The organism is Fodinibius saliphilus (genome assembly GCF_005869845.1).
Lineage (GTDB): Bacteria > Bacteroidota > Rhodothermia > Balneolales > Balneolaceae > Fodinibius > Fodinibius saliphilus.
This window is the reverse complement of the sequence record NZ_VAWF01000002.1, coordinates 153,496-170,392: the sequence shown is the minus strand read 5'-3', so window position 1 is coordinate 170,392 and position 16,897 is coordinate 153,496. Positions and strand designations below refer to the sequence as shown.

At 39.2% G+C, this 16,897-nt stretch carries 14 protein-coding genes; 12 read left to right on the top strand and 2 right to left on the bottom strand.

Going from position 1 to position 16,897, the window contains the following annotated elements; genetic code table 11:
• Positions 1-6 precede the first annotated feature (6 nt).
• Positions 7-1,593, bottom strand: a complete 1,587-nt coding sequence (locus tag FCN14_RS08755; RefSeq protein WP_138430901.1) for a hypothetical protein — start codon at positions 1,591-1,593, stop codon at positions 7-9.
• A 264-nt stretch (positions 1,594-1,857) separates the two neighbouring features.
• On the opposite strand from FCN14_RS08755, the gene FCN14_RS08750 reads away from it, so the two are divergent.
• From FCN14_RS08750 to FCN14_RS08730, 5 genes are all read left to right on the top strand, one after another.
• Entirely contained in the window at positions 1,858-2,454 is a 597-nt protein-coding gene (locus FCN14_RS08750) for a penicillin-binding protein activator LpoB (protein WP_138430900.1), read from the top strand.
• Positions 2,455-2,760: 306 nt separating this feature from the next.
• On the top strand, positions 2,761-3,984 hold the full coding sequence (locus FCN14_RS08745; RefSeq protein ID WP_138430899.1) for a COG3014 family protein: 1,224 nt from the start codon (positions 2,761-2,763) through the stop codon (positions 3,982-3,984).
• 18 nt (positions 3,985-4,002) lie between these two features.
• Complete coding sequence (locus FCN14_RS08740; RefSeq protein ID WP_171032862.1) at positions 4,003-5,070, top strand: LPP20 family lipoprotein; 1,068 nt, start codon at positions 4,003-4,005, stop codon at positions 5,068-5,070.
• A 130-nt stretch (positions 5,071-5,200) separates the two neighbouring features.
• Entirely contained in the window at positions 5,201-5,797 is a 597-nt protein-coding gene (locus tag FCN14_RS08735) for an LPP20 family lipoprotein (RefSeq protein ID WP_138430897.1), read from the top strand.
• 140 nt (positions 5,798-5,937) lie between these two features.
• Positions 5,938-7,158: a transglycosylase SLT domain-containing protein gene (locus tag FCN14_RS08730; protein ID WP_138430896.1), complete on the top strand. Its 1,221-nt coding sequence runs from the start codon at positions 5,938-5,940 to the stop codon at positions 7,156-7,158.
• Positions 7,159-7,310: 152 nt separating this feature from the next.
• On the opposite strand, the gene FCN14_RS15885 is transcribed toward FCN14_RS08730, so the two are convergent.
• Positions 7,311-7,454 (bottom strand): hypothetical protein, encoded by a 144-nt coding sequence (locus FCN14_RS15885; protein ID WP_212747608.1) that lies wholly within the window; start codon positions 7,452-7,454, stop codon positions 7,311-7,313.
• 458 nt (positions 7,455-7,912) lie between these two features.
• Here FCN14_RS15885 and glgB point away from each other — a divergent pair, with 458 nt between their 5' ends.
• The 7 genes from glgB to rho all read left to right on the top strand — a co-directional run bounded on the left by glgB (position 7,913) and on the right by rho (position 16,883).
• Entirely contained in the window at positions 7,913-9,790 is a 1,878-nt protein-coding gene (gene glgB, locus FCN14_RS08725) for a 1,4-alpha-glucan branching protein GlgB (protein WP_138430895.1), read from the top strand.
• Between the two features lie 112 nt (positions 9,791-9,902).
• Complete coding sequence (locus FCN14_RS08720) at positions 9,903-10,721, top strand: phosphosulfolactate synthase (RefSeq protein ID WP_138430894.1); 819 nt, start codon at positions 9,903-9,905, stop codon at positions 10,719-10,721.
• 36 nt (positions 10,722-10,757) lie between these two features.
• Complete coding sequence (locus FCN14_RS08715; protein WP_138430893.1) at positions 10,758-11,576, top strand: glycogen/starch synthase; 819 nt, start codon at positions 10,758-10,760, stop codon at positions 11,574-11,576.
• Positions 11,577-11,610: 34 nt separating this feature from the next.
• Complete coding sequence (locus FCN14_RS08710) at positions 11,611-12,816, top strand: hypothetical protein (RefSeq protein WP_138430892.1); 1,206 nt, start codon at positions 11,611-11,613, stop codon at positions 12,814-12,816.
• 2 nt (positions 12,817-12,818) lie between these two features.
• On the top strand, positions 12,819-14,114 hold the full coding sequence (locus tag FCN14_RS08705; RefSeq protein WP_138430891.1) for a hypothetical protein: 1,296 nt from the start codon (positions 12,819-12,821) through the stop codon (positions 14,112-14,114).
• Between the two features lie 54 nt (positions 14,115-14,168).
• Positions 14,169-15,503 carry a tetratricopeptide repeat protein gene (locus FCN14_RS08700; protein ID WP_138430890.1) on the top strand — a complete coding sequence of 445 codons (1,335 nt, stop codon included), beginning with the start codon at positions 14,169-14,171 and terminating at the stop codon, positions 15,501-15,503.
• A gap of 186 nt (positions 15,504-15,689) precedes the next feature.
• Positions 15,690-16,883 carry a transcription termination factor Rho gene (rho, locus tag FCN14_RS08695; RefSeq protein WP_138430889.1) on the top strand — a complete coding sequence of 398 codons (1,194 nt, stop codon included), beginning with the start codon at positions 15,690-15,692 and terminating at the stop codon, positions 16,881-16,883.
• Positions 16,884-16,897: the final 14 nt, after the last annotated feature.

Here is a 16,897-nt window from a genome sequence, read left to right as displayed (position 1 = left end):
GTCTCATTAGAAGTCAAAGGTTTCGGCTGGTGGAGTACTGCGATATTTGGACATGATCATACCTGCATTAGCATTGATATACGTTGGGTCGGTAACATAGTATGCCTTACCGTTATAGCTAATTGGAGAGTCTACTTTGGGACCTTGAGGTGGTGTGTCCGGAAAATGTACGGCCGGAGTTAAATGTCCCGGATAGCGAATAATAATATAATCCAGATTGGTAAGGTGTTCTATTAAATAGGAAAATAGAATTGTGCGGTCATCACAATCACTGGCAGGATAATAAAGTGTTTCTGTAGGAAACATCTTTTTTTCAACATTGAACTGTTCCTGATCGGTCTGGTATTTAAAAGCTTTTTGAACGAAACTAAGTAATAAATTTGCTTTCTCTACTTCATTTTTGTCGTCTAAAAGGGGCCTAAGAGCATTGAGTAGGCCTTTATGGGTGGGCCCATCAATCCGGCTGTTGAAATATAGCTCCAGTTTGGCCTTTGGATAGTTCTTCATGTAATTGACAATCTGTTTATCAATAGGAAGTTTAAAAGTGTAGCTGGTATCGCGATAGCTAAAGCTGTAAGATCGCTGTTCTTGTTCTCCTGGCAAGGCCGGTCGCTTGGTAAAGAACAGGCTTAATTCTTTTTCTTTTGATTTAGGATGACTGCCTTCATAGGTAAATAGGTTGGAAGGCAGATCAGATTGGGAGCCACTTAGATTTAATCCGTAAAATTTGGATCCGTCAATAGGAAAATAGGTTGTTTTAAAAACGTCTGGTGCTACCTTAATAAGTAGGTATACTTGCTGTTTATTATAGGCGATACGGGTACCAAAGCCCGATTGTGTTAACATAAACCAGGTAAAGAGCGTGGATTCTGGTGTTTGACTCCCATAAATTTGATTTCCAATATTATACAGTAATTGAGCATACCCATAGTCGTTAAGGGATAGTTGTGAACGTATTTGCTGCACTTGCTTTAAAAAGGAAGGATAGTCTTTGGTACTTAAATGTTTCCAAAATTTTGAGATCGCATTTTGTCCAACCTCGTTCTGCATCTGTTTTTTGTAGGCAGTATAGTACTTGTATTGTATAGGGATATCGAAAAAGGTGAGGCTGTTTTCTTGTACTTTTGCTTTTTTAACATTGGGTTCAAAAGTGGGTGTAATACCAGTCTTTGAGACACCGGTATCTGTTACTTTTTGCTTTTTTTGATCGGAGGATGGTTTCTGCGTTTTCTTCTTTTTTTCAGTTTTAGATAGGGTAGTAGTCTTAGGTTTGTTGGGGCTAGGTTGCTCCAGTTCAACGGTTGTTTTTGGAGTATCCGATTTTTCTCTTTTTACTGTTGGGATAATATCCGGTTTGGGGGTGTTATAGAACTCCGGACTGCGTTCTGCTGCAAATTCTTTCCATTCTTTCTGCAGCGTTTTATGGAACTGTTTGTCATATTTATTTTGAAACTTCTGGAACTCTTCGAGGTAATTTTGTTTCCATTCTTCGAACGTTTCTTGTGCCTTGCTTTTGTTAACAAGAACTATTGAGAATAGAATTAAAAAGAGTGGAAAAAGTAAAAGTTTATTGCTGGATGGTAATCTTCTCATGAAAGTAATCCCGTTGTTGTTACTTAGTTATTTTTTAGCTCCCTGGATGCTGATTACATTAAAAGATGGTATAATAAAACGACTCATACAACATTCAAAAAGTTGTGTAAAGAGAGTCTAGTATTCAAATGAAAGTTTTAATCCACTCATTTGTCAGGATGGAATGGCACCTGATTTGTTTTCGTATTTGATTTGAAAAAAAGTAAAATCATGTGTTTTTTCTTAACCGGGGTAAAATAAAATATAAATTTCAAGAGTGATTCTATGAAAAGTATACAAGTTGCAGTAATTCTATTTTTTACACTATTTGCCATCAGCTGTAGTACCAGCAGTAAGGTGACAAGGGTTGACTCTGATACACAGACAGATCTATCAGGAAAATGGAATGATACCGATGCACGTCGGGTAGCTGATAAGATGACTACCAATATTCTTTCTGCAGGTTGGATGCAAAATGCAGGTGACCAACCGGTACTTATTGTCGGGAATATCAACAATAATACCATGGAGCATATTCAAACCGATATTTTCATTAAAGAGATAGAAAAAATTATTGTTAATAGCCCGAAGGTTAGCATGGTCGCCGATGCAGATCAGCGAAAGCAAATCCGTGAAGAACGAATGGATCAGCAACAGCATGCTACTTTTGAGTCGGCTGCTTCTTTAGCAAAAGAGTTAGGTGCCGATTACATGCTGGTAGGTAATATTGATGCGAACGTTGATCAGAGCATGGATGGTACAAAAGCAGCTAAGTTTTATAAAGTTACATTAGAGCTTATTGATGTAGAGAAAAACCAAAAGGTTTGGATCGAAGATAAAGAAATTAAAAAGTTGGTTCAGCGAGATAAGGTTAAGTGGTAACAGAAGAATAGTTTTAGTTGGTTCTTAAGGGTATAAAAGCTAAGTGCATCCTAGCTGTGTCTTTAGATTAATATTTATCAATTTGTAAAAGATCTGAGATGCACTAGCAGTAATACTTTAGGCAGTGTGTGGGGCCTACTTATTATAGGGGTGTGATTTTATCACATATTTAAAAATTATAAGTTTTATAAAATTTATAAGGCTATGAGGGAATACTATTCTCTATCAAGAGTGTTGTTTGCAATTTGCATTTCTGTTTTGGTAACAAACTGTACGTCACAAAAACTTGTAAGTGGGCAAAAGCAGATGCGCACTCATTTTAATGCGGGTAATTACGAGCGCGCTGAGTTTATTGCAGATTCATTGAAAGATAATGAAATATACCAAGACAAGGACAGGGTAATATACGCCCTTGAAATGGGTACAATAGATTTTTTCCAGGGAGATCATGAAGAGAGTGTAGAGGCTTTTTCAAATGCAGAAGAGTATATGGATCAGTTCTTCACTAAAAGCATGAAGATGGGGCTCAAAGCCTTTTTATTGAATGATAACGAACTAGCCTACAATGGTGAAGTTTATGAAGATGTGTATCTAAATAGTTTTAAAAGTTTGAGCTATTTAGAGATGGGTGAGTATGAGAGTGCTCTTATTGAAGCTCGTCGCATTGTTCATAAGCTAGAGCAAGCAGAAAGTAAATATGGTGACCTCGCAACTTCAATGAGTAAGGCTGATACGACCAGTAAGGAGATTGAGTGGAAGGCCGGTACCTCACAGATTCATGATAGCCCTTTTGGACGTTACCTTTCAGGGATACTCTATGCTAAATCAGACAAACCAGATGATGCACGTATTGAATTAGAAAAGTTAAAAGGAGCTATTAAAAACCATCAGATGTTACCGGATTCTCGTGTGCAATTCGACTCCACTTTTAACAAAATCGATGATCCTAGCCAATATAATATGGTTTTTACTGCTTTTTGTGGTAATGGGCCGAAAAAAGTGGATAATAGCCTGGTTATTCCATCAGTTGGTGACCAAACAGGACTAAAGATTGCTATTCCTAAATTGGATATGCAGCCTTCGCAAGTGACAAATGTAGAGGTGGTGATTAATGATACTACCAGTTTGTCGCTTCCGATGATTGAAGAGATGGATAAGGTGGCTCGGGAGACTTTTAAAATTAAAAAACCTATTATTGTGGCACGGGCAACGGTTCGTGGTATTTTGAAGTCGGTAGGAGAAGATGCTGTATCTGATGCTGCGGAAGAAGAAGGTGGTGAACTGTTGGCTGATGCTGTCGGGCTTTTGGCAGGCCAGGTGAGAGAAGCTTCTGAGCAGGCAGACTTGCGGGGATGGCAAACTATGCCCGGCAAAGTCCATACTACACTCTTCAAATTACCTCCGGGAAAGCATCAGGTAGCTTTTAATTATTATGCGACTAGCGGTGAACTACTTTTTTCAGAGAAAAAAACAGTTACCCTGAGTGATGGTGAACGTCTAGAACCGGTAACATCAATTTATTCTAATTAATATTATAGGTTTATGGTTATGACCATTAAAAAACTTGGTTCGTTGTTGCTGCTTCCATTTTCGTTCTTGTTGTTGATGGCAATGATCAGTAGTTCTTGTGCAACGATGGCTCAGAGCGAAAGTAGTAGTAAAGAGTTGCCAACATGGGTGAATAACCCAGATGAGCAGTTTAGTAATCAGCAATATTTGATGGCAGTAGGGTCGGCTATTTCTCGCCAGGAAGCTAAAAATCAGGCGCATGCTAACCTTGCAAAAATATTTGTCTCAGAGGTAGAGGTGAATGAAAATACGGTTCAGGAATTTGAGGAAACCAGTAGCTCTACGGGGGAAACAAAAGTAAAGGAGCGTACATATTTGATTACAGATTCAAATATTGAATCTGATCAGCAAATGAAAAATGTACAGGTCAAAGAAGTTTATGAGGCCGATAATGGAACTTATTATGCCTTGGCCGTCATGGACAGAATGAAAACTTCTCAATTATATACTGAAGAGATTAACAGGAGGCAGAGTGCTATTAAGTCTTTTCAAAAAAAGGCTACCCAAACAGAAAGTAAGCTGGAACAGCTGATTTATATGAAGCAAGCATTAATGAATGCCCGAATGAACAAAATGCTGGCTAATCAACGAGCGGTGCTAACCTCACATACTACCCAGGGGATTGGTGAGGATATGTCTGTGCCGGCTATCTCCCAGGCCTATCGAGATGCGAAAAAAGAATGTACTGTTTATATAGTAGGTGAAGAAATCCCCCAAGAAGTCAGCTCAACGCTAAATCGTCAGTTACAAAATGAAGGGTTCACAATTTCACAGACTCCCGAGAATTCGGTAGTTGAGATTGCTCTTAACCTAACGATGGAGCCTATAGATATGGGACGTAAAAATGCCAAATTCTTGCAGTGGTCTTTTCAGGTAGAAGCTCAAAATAGGGAAACCGGTAGTTATTTTAGTACATATTCTGCGCGGGGGCGCGAAGGAGGGATGAATAAAGCCAATGCTAAAGAACGTACTACTCAGGCAATCCAACAAAAGATATCTTCAGAGTTCCCCGTTTTTATTAACGAAGAATTGCTTTCGATAAAATAGTATTAGAATTTTATCAATTTAATAATGTGCAGTTTTAATATTAGATTTGTAAAAATAATTATTCGGAGTAGCTTTTTTTAAGATCATTTTGAAAAAATAACCTCAATCATCAAATAAACAAGGGACCATTATGAAGTTAAAAATAATACTAGCAGTTTTTATGTCAGGGATGCTACTTTTAGGTTGTAGCAGCTCTAAGGAGGTATCAGAAAACACTGAAATGGAAAGTAATTTACCTAACTGGTATATGAATCCACCAAGCAGTGATAGTGAGTATATGTATGCTATTGGAGAAGCTACATCTTCGAGGCGACGAATTGCACGTACCTCGGCTATGAATAACGGTGATGCTGCAATAGCACAAAAAATTCAGGCAGAAGTGAGTACCATGCAAAAGAACTTCTCTGAAGAGACTACGGCCGGTGAAGACAGTAATTATCGCCAGGTTTTTACTGATGTATCAAAATCAGTGGCACAGCAGAAACTCAGTGGAGTAGAGGTACATAAGAGCCACTTTACAAAGACGGATAGCGGAAATAAATATGAGGTTATTCTTTTAATGCGAATGCCAATTGGAGAGGCTGCTAATGCACTTGATGAGGCGCTTCAAAATACTCTTTCCAGAGATGAAGAGCTCTATACCAAATTCAAGGCTTCGAAGGCATTTGAAGATATGAAGAAATCTATCGAAGATATGGAGAATGGAAATATGCCTTCGGAAAATTGATCTCTTAACGGATATAATAGTAATTAATAAGGCGCTCGGTCCGGAAATGCTATGACCGGGCTGAGTGCTTTTTTGTTTTCAAATTATTTCAGGAGAGTTTTCGCAAATAAAAGTGTGCATTTCAGCTAAAGTAAAAAGTTATGGAACATCTAGATTATATTTTCCGGTTTGAAAAATATGCTTTGTTAGTTTGTCTTATTACGTTATTTGGGGCCATCCCCACTGCGGTTCAAGCCCAGGAAAGCTATCAAGATTGGAGCCAAAAGTATCAGGAAGGGTATGCAGAATATCGCCAGAATTTTGAAAACGGGGTTGCTAACTCCGAAGAAGCATATGAGGAGTATCGGGAAGCCTACCAAGAGGAGTTTCGGAAGTTCAAGGAGGAGATGAAACAAAAATGGGGTGATTTTAAAGAACGTTCCAATAAACAATGGGTAGAGTATAAGGAGAATGGAAACCTTCGGATTTCTGCAGATTTTGAGAAAGGTTCGGCCAAAGTAGAAGTGTTGGCAGAAAGTAAAGAAGAAGCTGAACGGATAAAGGAAGATATGCCTGAAAAAACGGCTCAGGCTGTGAAGTCTAAAGGTACGCGTGAAGGCTTCGAAACGGATAAACTGCCTAATAAAGATGTGACTGAAGAGCCGGTATTAGATGATCAGTTACCTAAATCGGAGGATGAAACAGTTGATGAATACACCAAAAAGGTTGCTGAAAAGGAAACAAAAACAAAAGAGGTAAAGGGAGATGACGGAGCTACTCGATATGTGGTATATGTAGATTTGAAACTGGCCAATAATCATGTACAAAAGCGGGCTAGAAAAGTGGAAGAGGATGTGTATAAATTTGCTAAAGAGCACAATATTGACCCAGCCTTGGTTTTTGCTATCATACATGTAGAGTCATACTTCAACCCTACGGCTGCATCACATGCTAATGCTTATGGCCTGATGCAGTTAGTTCCCAGTACCGGAGGCCGTGATGCTTACCGAAAGATATTTAATAAAGATGGTATTCCTACCAAAGAATTTCTTTTCCAACCCAGTAATAATATTCAGATGGGTTGCACCTTCATCGATATCCTTACATCAAACTATTTTTCACGAGCTGAGGATGATAAGACGCGGCAATATTTGATGATCAGTGCTTATAATACAGGGGCCGGAAATGTTGCGGTTGCTTATACCGGGGATACGAGTTTGTCACGGGCGTTTCCGAAAATAAACAAGATGAGTCCAGAAGAAAACTATAACTTTTTGAGAGAGAATTTAGAATATGCAGAGGCTCGCAATTACCTGAAGAAAGTTACAAGCCGTCAACAACAGTACAATCAATGGAAGGTGAAGGCTAAAACTAAAGAGTAATAGGGTGATGATACTGTGTTCTTGTTATAATAGCTACATTGTTTTATCGGGATTTACAGTTACTTTTTAATGAATCAGGATTGAAATATCTATTGAATATGTAGAAAGGAAAAAATAGTAAAAAGTTGTTGTAATACTTATTCATGTCCCCTTTAAGAATGTTTTTCAGCAGTCATCTTAACATAAAGTTTTTGTACTAGGCGGCGAAAAGTCTCCTGGTCGGCTTTTCTAAGGGGGCTATAGGAGTCAGGATAGAGCCTGCCAGGTTTCGTATAGTATATCGTCTTAGTACTCATAGGTGCTCGGCATATCTGTTTGCCCATTGAAAAATAAGTATTAAGATCGTAAATGGTGCACTATGAGTGCTTGGTGTCAAGGTTTTTGGTAATTAAAAGAGGAGTGTTGGGCAATGCCAGTCCTGATTGTTTCATCCGAGGGGTTGTTGGAGGTCCTGTTTTTGGGAGTGTCTTTCTCTATATGCTGGTTTTATTGCTTATATTAAAAGAGAGCACAAGGGGTAAGCTGAAAAATACAGTCAGGTAATAAAATGTTTTAGGTAATTTTATTTTTTCTGATAGGTTATGAACACCTACTAAACCTTATGCAAACGCCTTTTATAGCACTTTGTTTTAGGTACAGAAGGCAAATTATGTGTGATTACAAAAAGAACTATATAAAAGCAGTGATTGGTTTTTTAAGTTTGGTTTCAACTGTTAATATTTTGCTAAAGTTTTGGTTCACTTAAGATTAGATTATGGAAAAGATGCTTGCTGAAATGGATAAAGAGTGTTGGCAAGCTGGCCAATTGGATACCGCATATCGATATTTAGGTGCACACCTAACCGATGATGGAGTGTATTTCGCTGTTTGGGCTCCTGCTGCTTATAGCGCAAGTGTTGTTGGCCCATTTAATAATTGGGACGGTCGTCAGAATCGTATGCAAAAGGATGAATTTACGGGAATATGGACAACTTTTGTTCCGGATTTGGACCAATGGACATTGTATAAGTATGAGCTGAAAGCAGAAAAAGATGCTGCGCCATTTCTAAAAACAGATCCTTATGCACATTGTATGGAGCTGCGACCCAAAACAGCATCACTAGTATATAACCCGAATGAATATACATGGAGCGATGAGCAATGGTTGGCAGAACGAGAAGACCGGCAGTCGTTCAGAACACCTATTTCAATTTATGAGGTTCATCTGCCTTCGTGGAAAAGAAAAGGGGATAATGAATATCTTACGTATCGTGAGTTAGCACATGAGCTGATTCCCTATGTCAAAGAAACAGGTTTTACCCATGTTGAGCTGATGCCTATTGCAGAGTACCCTCACGACCCTTCTTGGGGGTACCAGGTGATGGGATATTTTGCGCCTACCAGCCGGTTGGGAGAGCCAAAAGATTTGATGTATTTCGTAGATGAGTGCCATAAGAATGGTATTGGGGTAATTATGGATTGGGTGCCGGCGCATTTTCCCAAAGATGAGCATGGTCTGCAAATGTTTGATGGAACGCCTCTCTACGAATATGCCGACCCCAAAAAAAGGGAACAGAAAGATTGGGGAACTTATATTTTTGACTATAGTAAGGAGGGCGTTCGCAACTTTTTGTTATCTAATGCCCGGTACTGGTGTGAGAAATTTCATATCGACGGTTTTCGAGTAGATGCTGTGGCTTCGATGCTTTATTTAGATTATTCAAAAGGCCCCGGCGAGTGGTCACCCAATAAGCATGGCGACAATGAACACCTGGAGGCCATACAGTTTTTGAAGGATTTTAATACAGTAATTCATCGTGAATTTTCGGGCATACTAACGTTTGCCGAAGAATCGACGTCATGGCCGGGAATGACCACACCGGTACATCATGGAGGGTTGGGCTTTGACTATAAATGGAATATGGGCTGGATGAACGATACGCTCGAATATTTTGAAAAATCTCCATGGGAACGTGCAGGGAATTCTAATAAAATAACCTTCCCGATGATGTACAACTATTCAGAGAACTTTGTGCTGCCGCTCTCCCACGATGAGGTGGTACATATGAAAAGGCCCCTGCTTTTAAAGGGAAGCGGTAGCAAAAAAGAGCAATTTTCTAACCTGCGATTATTATATACTTATATGTATGGTCATCCCGGCAAAAAACTATTATTCATGGGCGGAGAATTTGCTGAGACCAGCGAATGGTCTGAAGGTAGAGGATTGCACTGGCATTTGCTGGATCATAAGCAGCATCGGGGAGTGAAGCAGTTAGTGACTAAGTTGAACCTGTTGTATCAAAATGAGCCGGCTATGCATCAGTATGATCGTGAAGCCGATGGATTTGAATGGATTGAACTAGGAGAGGAGACCCCTTCTGTGTTTGCCTTTTTACGAAAAGCCGAAGCCCCTTCAAATCATCTGTTATTTGTTTTTAACTTCTCTGATCATGAGATAACGGATTATTCATTGGGTCCCTTCCTGGGAGTGCAATATCGCACAATTTTTAATAGCAATTCTCATTTTTACGGCGGAGATAACGGAGGAGGACATTATGGAAGTATGGAAGGGCAGTATATTTGGCTATCTTCCTTTTCTGCGCTTATATTAAAACCAGAGCGCGAAATGTCGGGTAATGAGAGTCACTTATAACTCCTTTTCCTATTATAACTATTTCTTTTTGAAGAAAGATATGTCTGCACTTTATTAACAACCTTCATTTTAGTATCTTTGTTCGTTTAATTTGTCAAAATTATAATGCTCAATGGCTTTTAAGCTAAACCATCTCCCAAAGCGTACAGAAAAACCTCGTGAAAAAGGAATGACGCTTGTCCTCGATAAGGGGCTAAGCGTTCGAGAAGTTGAGGACTTTTGCAAATCTTGTTCCAATTATATCGATATTGTTAAACTCGGATGGGGAACCAGCTATGTTACTCAGAATTTAGAGGAGAAGCTGGCTGTCTATTCTAGTGCTAATATCCCGGTATATTTTGGAGGAACACTATTTGAGGCATATGTATTACGCGATCAGCTTGATGCATATATGGAACTGCTCGACAGGTTTAATATAGAGCATGCCGAAGTCTCAAATGGAACAATTTGGTTGTCTGATCAGCGCAAGGTTGAGATTATCCAACGAATGAGCAAGCATTTTACAATATTGTCAGAAATCGGAAGTAAAAACCCGAATGATATTATTCCTCCCTATAAGTGGGTGAAAATGATTGAGCGCGAGCTCGATGCCGGAGCTTGGAAGATTATCTGTGAAGCTCGTGAGAGCGGCACAGTTGGTGTGTTTCGACCTAACGGTGAAGTCCGTTCTGGGCTTATCGATGAAATAGCTGACCAGGTACCGGTAGAAAACCTGATTTTTGAAGCTCCTCAAAAAGCCCAACAAGTTTGGTTTATTCGAAAATTTGGAAGTAATGTTAATTTAGGAAATGTCCAACCTTCGGAAGTTATTCCTGTTGAAACATTGCGTCTTGGTCTTCGAAGCGATACACTATTCGACTTTTATTCGCTTGATGATGAAGAGATGAACCAACTTTATGCCGACTCGGAAGACAGCGAGTCAAAAGAGTAAACAATAAAATACCAACGAATTCATTAGTACTTATCTATGAAAGTTTTATACGCTGCTGCTGAGATATCTCCTTTTGCCCGCATGACACATACAGCCGATCTGTTGCGTTTCTTGCCGGCATCCCTACAAGATAAAGGATACGAAATTCGTATCTTGTTGCCTAAGTATGGTACCATTAATGATCGCAGAAATCGTCTCCACGAAGTAATTCGTCTTTCTGGTATTGAGGTCGAAGTAGGAGAAAAGATTGAGAGTATGCGTATTAAGGTAGCTAGCATTCCAAATGCAAAGCTGCAAGTATATTTCTTAGATAATGATACTTACTTTGAACGTAAGGCGATGTTCATGGACCCTGACAGTAATGAACATTACGATGATAACGATGAGCGTATTGTCTTTTATAGCAAAGGGGTACTTGAAACGGTCGCTAAATTAGGATGGGAGCCTGATATTATTCATTGTCATGATTGGGCAGCCGGGCTTATTCCGTTGTTAGCTAAAGCAAAGTACAACGATCTGGACCTTTTCAAGGATACAAAGGTTATTTATAACATTCACCACCCAGAAAATAATGGAGTGTTTGATAAGAAGTTGTTAGATCTGGTCGGATTGCCCGATTCCGTGGATCGTGACAGTCTTATTGAAGGTGATAGCGTTGACTTGCGAACACTCGGCTTAAAATATGCTGACTATGTGGTTACCGGAAACCATATTACAGATGAATTGGATGAGCTGTTTGGAGAATTAGAGATTGATGCCAAGAAAATTCAGGGCTCCCCTGAAGACGTTTCTGATAAGTTTGCCGCTTATTATGACGAGATTGCTGGTGTTGAAGAGGAAACAGAAGAATCATAAATAAATATATAGTCGTATTTCGTTGCAGAACATAATGAATAGTGCCTTTCAAAGTGCAAGCACATTTTCTTTAATAGTTTTACTAGTTGCCCTTATAGGGTTAGCGGGTTGTGAAAATCCAGGATCACTAGGTAAGGATATTGGCAATGAAAAAGCCGATCTTGTCATTGATACTTTAGGTGTTAGCAATCTAGAATCTAGAAATTTTAATTTCTATTCGGGTGGTTATCCGTTTTTTTCTGCCGGTGAATTTGATGATCCTTTATTGGGAAATATAAAGGCTACCGGCTTGATTAAGCCCTCATTGCCTAGTAAGGTAAGGGATGATTCTCTAACCAGTAACTCTAAAATGTTGATGCGAGTTATTTTGGATGGAGGAAAGGCGTATGGCGACTCACTTGCAGAACAGCATTTTGATATCTATAAGGTTGATGAAGCATGGCGTAGTCAGTCAACTCGATTAGGAGATGATATTAAACTAGATACTAATAACGGGCCCATTGCCTCATTTTCAATTGGGGGCGTTGATTCAATAGATGTACCTTTGCCAGATGATTGGGTTGAGATGTATAGGTCTTATGCTGATACTGCAAATGCTGATTCTTTATATAAGAGAAATGTTTTTGGACTAGCACTTGTGCCAACTAATGGTAAAAAAATTATCGCTCCTAACGTTTCCAGAACAAAGTTTGTAGTTCAAAATCCTGTTGAGGAGGATACCTTTTCTGTTAGGACTCACGAACGGGCTTATATGTTAGAAAGAAATGAAAAAGCACTACCATCAGGTGTTACGAAATGGTATAGTACTAAAGAACAAATATTAACTTTTGACCTTGATTTGTCATCAGTTGATGTTCAGGCGCCAGATGTTTCAAGAGCTGAATTGGTTTTCTATCAAGATTCAGACTTAATGGAGCAGTCTTTACAGGCTGGGTTATCTCGCCCCCAATCAGAAAGAGCACAGCTTCATTTAGTTGATTCAGATCAACTGCCAGTAAATATTGCACCAGGTAATCCTGTCACTAACGGATTTTATTCAACTGAGGATGACGCGTTCCATTTTCAGGTTACGCCCCAAGTTCAGAGAATATTAGCTGAAGGTTTAGAGGATAATAAGAAGTTCGTAATTACCTTAAATAATGATGGAATCATAAGAACCAGTATTATCCATACTAATGAAGCTTCAGTAGAAAAACGTCCGAAACTTATTATAACTTCGTTAAAAAATAGTTCCAATTAATATTGAAAAAATTAGCATTTATAGCGTTAGTTTTTTGTTTCATTAACTCTTTAGCATGGGCTCAATCTTCAATTGAGAGCAAGGCCAGTACCGGTTCTGTATATTCCAAGTTGGGAGTTGGCTATCCAGTAAGTATAGCTAATACCTCTTCTAGGTCATCGGGCCTTTTGGGAGTCTCTTTTAACCAGAATAATGTCGGGAACCTTGCTAATCCTGCGCATTGGGGTAACACGGTTTACGGTTTAGGAGCAGGAGGAATTGGAATTACTTCATATCATGCTTCTTCTAACAACAGTAGTGTTACTAATTTAGATTTTGGAGTCCAGCAGTTTCAATTACAACTGCCAATTATTCGAGGTGTATTAGGGATTTCAGGATCATTTGCACCTGTTTCAGAGACTAATTATCGAAATTTCGACTTTAAGCAACAGATAGTTAGTAGAGGGACAACCCAGGATACTTTGCAATATGCTATTGAAAATGAAGGTAGCGGTGGTACGAATAGTGCTGAATTAGGTATTGGTTGGAAAATAAACAAAAACTTATCTATCGGTTACGCTGCCTCTGCTGTGTTTCTGTCACATAATGATAAGTACGTGAGCAATATTTTAACGTCCGGCTACAATACGGTAAGCTATACTTATAAAACTTCGGGCGTTGGGCTTGGAAATCGTTTTGGGGCACATGTCCGTTTCCCTGATCTCTTTAGTGAAGGGGATCAATTAGGGCTGGGGGTTGCTGTAAGCCTTCCTGTATCCATTTCCGCGAGTCAAGAAAAAGAGTCAGAAGAAATTATACAAACTTTAGACCCTATTGAGTTAGGCGAGGGTACAATTAAATTGCCAATGAAAGTAAGTGGTGGGCTAAGTTACCGGCCGAATAATTTAATTATACTAGCAGCCGAGGGTTTATATCAAGGTTGGTCTGACTATAGAAATGATCTGGAAGATCTTTCTCAAACAGGCACTTCTTTTGTAGATCGTTATAAGATGGGGCTGGGAATGCAATATTTGCCATACCGTTCTGGGTCAGACAAGTTTTTGTCTAAATTTAAATATCGCATAGGTACTTCTTTTGATACAGGACATTTACAAATAGACAATAAAAATATTAGTACCTTAAAGTTTTCGCTTGGGCTGGGGATTCGTTCACCAAACTCAGCTTCATCGATTGATTTAAGTTTTGAGTATGGAATTCGGGGAACAAATTCATTGAATTTGATCAAAGAACAAATATGGGGCATGAAATTATCAGTAAATCTTGCTGAAATTATGTTCTTTCGTCCCAAATTGAAATAAAATTGTATATATACAGTTTATAACTTGAAACACATGTACCAAAATATCTGAATTATGAAGAAGTTATCACTTATAGTTGCCTTGCTGCTGTTTGGGAGTGGCATAACAATGGCCCAAAAATCAACGTCTGTAAAGCCTCCAAATGGTCTTCAGGAAATTGCGGCCTACTCTCTATTTTATGAAAGTTACAGGAATGAAGCACATGAAAGAGCTGCAAAATTTGGCCGATGGATTTGGCAAGGGATGCCAGAAAAGATTAAAGGGCATCCCCGATTTGAGCTCAAAAAAAATCTAAAACGGCTGGTTAAAGTTTACAGTGGAATTGCTGAAAAGAAGCAAGATCCTTCGTTAAAAGAAGCATATCTTGATACTGCGCTGACTATTTCTGATAAAATGTTTGAAAAGTATCCAGATGCGAAAGACGATCACTACAGTTGGTATATAAGCAGAGGGCGACTTTATCAAAAGTTTGCCAGCGTCCTTGATAATGCATCTGTTAAGGCGGCTGAGAATTATAAAAAGGCATTTGATCTAAAGTATGAAGAGTTTACTAATTATGGTAATGGCTATTACATACAAGTTATGCTGCAAGAAATGATCGGTCAAAATAAAAAGGATGAAGCACTGGCCGTTATGAAAAAGGCAGAACCCTATGCCTCTGAAAAAGTAAAAGATGCATTTAATAAGATGCGGAATCAGTTATTCGATTCCCCTAAAGAACGTCTCACGTTTTTAGAAGGGCGTTTAAAAGAAAATCCTGAAAATACAGAGGTACTAAAGTCTTTGCGTGATCTGTATGAAGAGCAGGAAATGATAGAGGAGGCTCGTAAGACAAGTGAAAAGCTTTATGAACTGAACCCTAATTATGAGAATACAATAGCTCTTGCTGATTTTGCAATTAGCAATGCCAGAAATAAAATGGCTATTAAATATTTGAAAGAAGCAATGGAGAAAGCCAAAACAGATAAGCAGAGGGCAGAAATAGCTCTCAAAATCTCTGATGCGTATTTAAATATGGAGGAGCTTAGAGATGCTCGTGAGTATGCTCGTTCAGCTACTAACTTTGATGGTGATTGGGGCGAACCATATATTCAGATTGCGGATGTTTACGCACAATCGGTAAGCAAATGTAGCAGTGACCGTAAAATGGATCGTAAAGATAAAACGGTATATTGGTTAGTGCTTGACTATTTGGATAAAGCAAAGCAAATTGATCCTAACACGGCTAACGAAGTACAAAGAAAGTACAAGTCTTATAGCTCTGTTATTTTAACTAATGAAGAGAAATTTTTCTGGAAGCCACCACTTGAAGAAGGTGAGGACTTTAAGATTGATTCATCTCTGCGCAAGTGCTATGGGTGGATTAATGAAACTACAAAAGTCCGATAAATTTTAAATATCGGCAAAGATTCTTATCTTACTTTTTACAATTTAACAGTGCAGCAGTTATAGCTGCACTGTTCCTTCTTCTCTTCTCAATAAAGAAACTTAACTACAACTCCTACCTTCTGCGTGCAAAAGTCGATTTAAATTTGCATACAGAATGTTGGGTATCAAGCAAAATTTACGGATGTCATGGGACGTTCACGAAATAATAATCGGGGTCGGAAAAATAAGAAAAATGCTTTCGTCCCTAGGTTTAATGAAAATCACAATGTTGAAGTCGCCGGACGATATAAGGGCGTAGTAGAAATTAATGCTAAAGGCTATGGTTTCGCTCGAGAAAAAGATTATGAGTTCAGTTATGAGCCGAGTGATCCATTTCTGAAACCCCATGAGGTGAAGAAGCATAACTTGCGCCCGGGGCTTGAAATCGAAGGTGAATACGAAGAAGACGGTCATGGTCACCGCCATATCTATTCTATAGAAAAGATAAATGGGCGTGATCCTATGGAATGGCAACGTTCAACCCGATTTGAGCTACAAACACCCATCATGCCGATAGAGCATATCAAACTCGGTGTTGATTCTGAAAATATTGAAATGCGGGTAATGGATCTCGTATCTCCTATCGGTAAAGGGCAGCGTGCACTCATTGTAGCACCTCCTCGTACCGGTAAGACAGTATTACTCAAGAAAATTGCCGAAAGTCTGACCAAAAACCATCCCGATATTAGTACCGGGGTATTGTTGGTAGATGAGCGTCCTGAAGAAGTTACCGACTTCCTGCGTACGACCGATGCTGAAGTTTTTGCCTCTTCAAATGATAAGCCAACAGAAAGCCATATACGTGTTACAGAGCTCGCTTTGGGCTATGTGAAGCGTAAGGCTGAAATGGGCGATGATGCAGTGCTACTTATCGATTCTATTACTCGCTTGGGACGTGCTTACAACAATGTTCAGGAAAGTAGTGGACGAACTTTGTCTGGCGGTCTTGATATTCGTGCCTTGGAGATCCCCAAAAAGATATTTGGATCTGCACGAAAAATAGAAGGTGGCGGTTCTTTGACGATTATTTCGACTTGCCTGATTGAGACAAACTCTCGAATGGATGATCTTATCTTTGAAGAGTTTAAAGGGACAGGTAATATGGAGTTAGTATTAGACCGGGAACTGGCGAATGATCGTATCTATCCGGCTATTAATATTAGCGCATCGGGCACCAGAAATGAAGACAAGTTTATTGGTGATTCTATGGAAGAGCGGAATATGGTGCGTCGTTACTTGTTAAAGAAATCGCCTAAAGAATCAATGCAGAGCCTGCTTAAGGTGCTAAAAAATACGGACAGCAATGAAGAGCTGTTGAATCAGATCGCGGCCATGGTGTAATAGGTGGGGCTAGA

What these genes read in the sequence shown, in the direction of transcription:
- FCN14_RS08720 (WP_138430894.1), top strand. Translation starts at nt 9,903, where the DNA reads ATGGCTTTTAAGCTAAACCATCTCCCAAAGCGTACAGAAAAACCTCGT.
- FCN14_RS08710 (WP_138430892.1), top strand. Translation starts at nt 11,611, where the DNA reads ATGAATAGTGCCTTTCAAAGTGCAAGCACATTTTCTTTAATAGTTTTA.
- FCN14_RS08715 (WP_138430893.1), top strand. Translation starts at nt 10,758, where the DNA reads ATGAAAGTTTTATACGCTGCTGCTGAGATATCTCCTTTTGCCCGCATG.
- FCN14_RS15885 (WP_212747608.1), bottom strand. Translation starts at nt 7,454, where the DNA reads ATGAGTACTAAGACGATATACTATACGAAACCTGGCAGGCTCTATCCT.
- FCN14_RS08740 (WP_171032862.1), top strand. Translation starts at nt 4,003, where the DNA reads ATGACCATTAAAAAACTTGGTTCGTTGTTGCTGCTTCCATTTTCGTTC.
- FCN14_RS08730 (WP_138430896.1), top strand. Translation starts at nt 5,938, where the DNA reads ATGGAACATCTAGATTATATTTTCCGGTTTGAAAAATATGCTTTGTTA.
- glgB (WP_138430895.1), top strand. Translation starts at nt 7,913, where the DNA reads ATGGAAAAGATGCTTGCTGAAATGGATAAAGAGTGTTGGCAAGCTGGC.
- FCN14_RS08745 (WP_138430899.1), top strand. Translation starts at nt 2,761, where the DNA reads ATGCGCACTCATTTTAATGCGGGTAATTACGAGCGCGCTGAGTTTATT.
- FCN14_RS08750 (WP_138430900.1), top strand. Translation starts at nt 1,858, where the DNA reads ATGAAAAGTATACAAGTTGCAGTAATTCTATTTTTTACACTATTTGCC.
- FCN14_RS08755 (WP_138430901.1), bottom strand. Translation starts at nt 1,593, where the DNA reads ATGAGAAGATTACCATCCAGCAATAAACTTTTACTTTTTCCACTCTTT.
- FCN14_RS08735 (WP_138430897.1), top strand. Translation starts at nt 5,201, where the DNA reads ATGAAGTTAAAAATAATACTAGCAGTTTTTATGTCAGGGATGCTACTT.
- FCN14_RS08700 (WP_138430890.1), top strand. Translation starts at nt 14,169, where the DNA reads ATGAAGAAGTTATCACTTATAGTTGCCTTGCTGCTGTTTGGGAGTGGC.
- rho (WP_138430889.1), top strand. Translation starts at nt 15,690, where the DNA reads ATGGGACGTTCACGAAATAATAATCGGGGTCGGAAAAATAAGAAAAAT.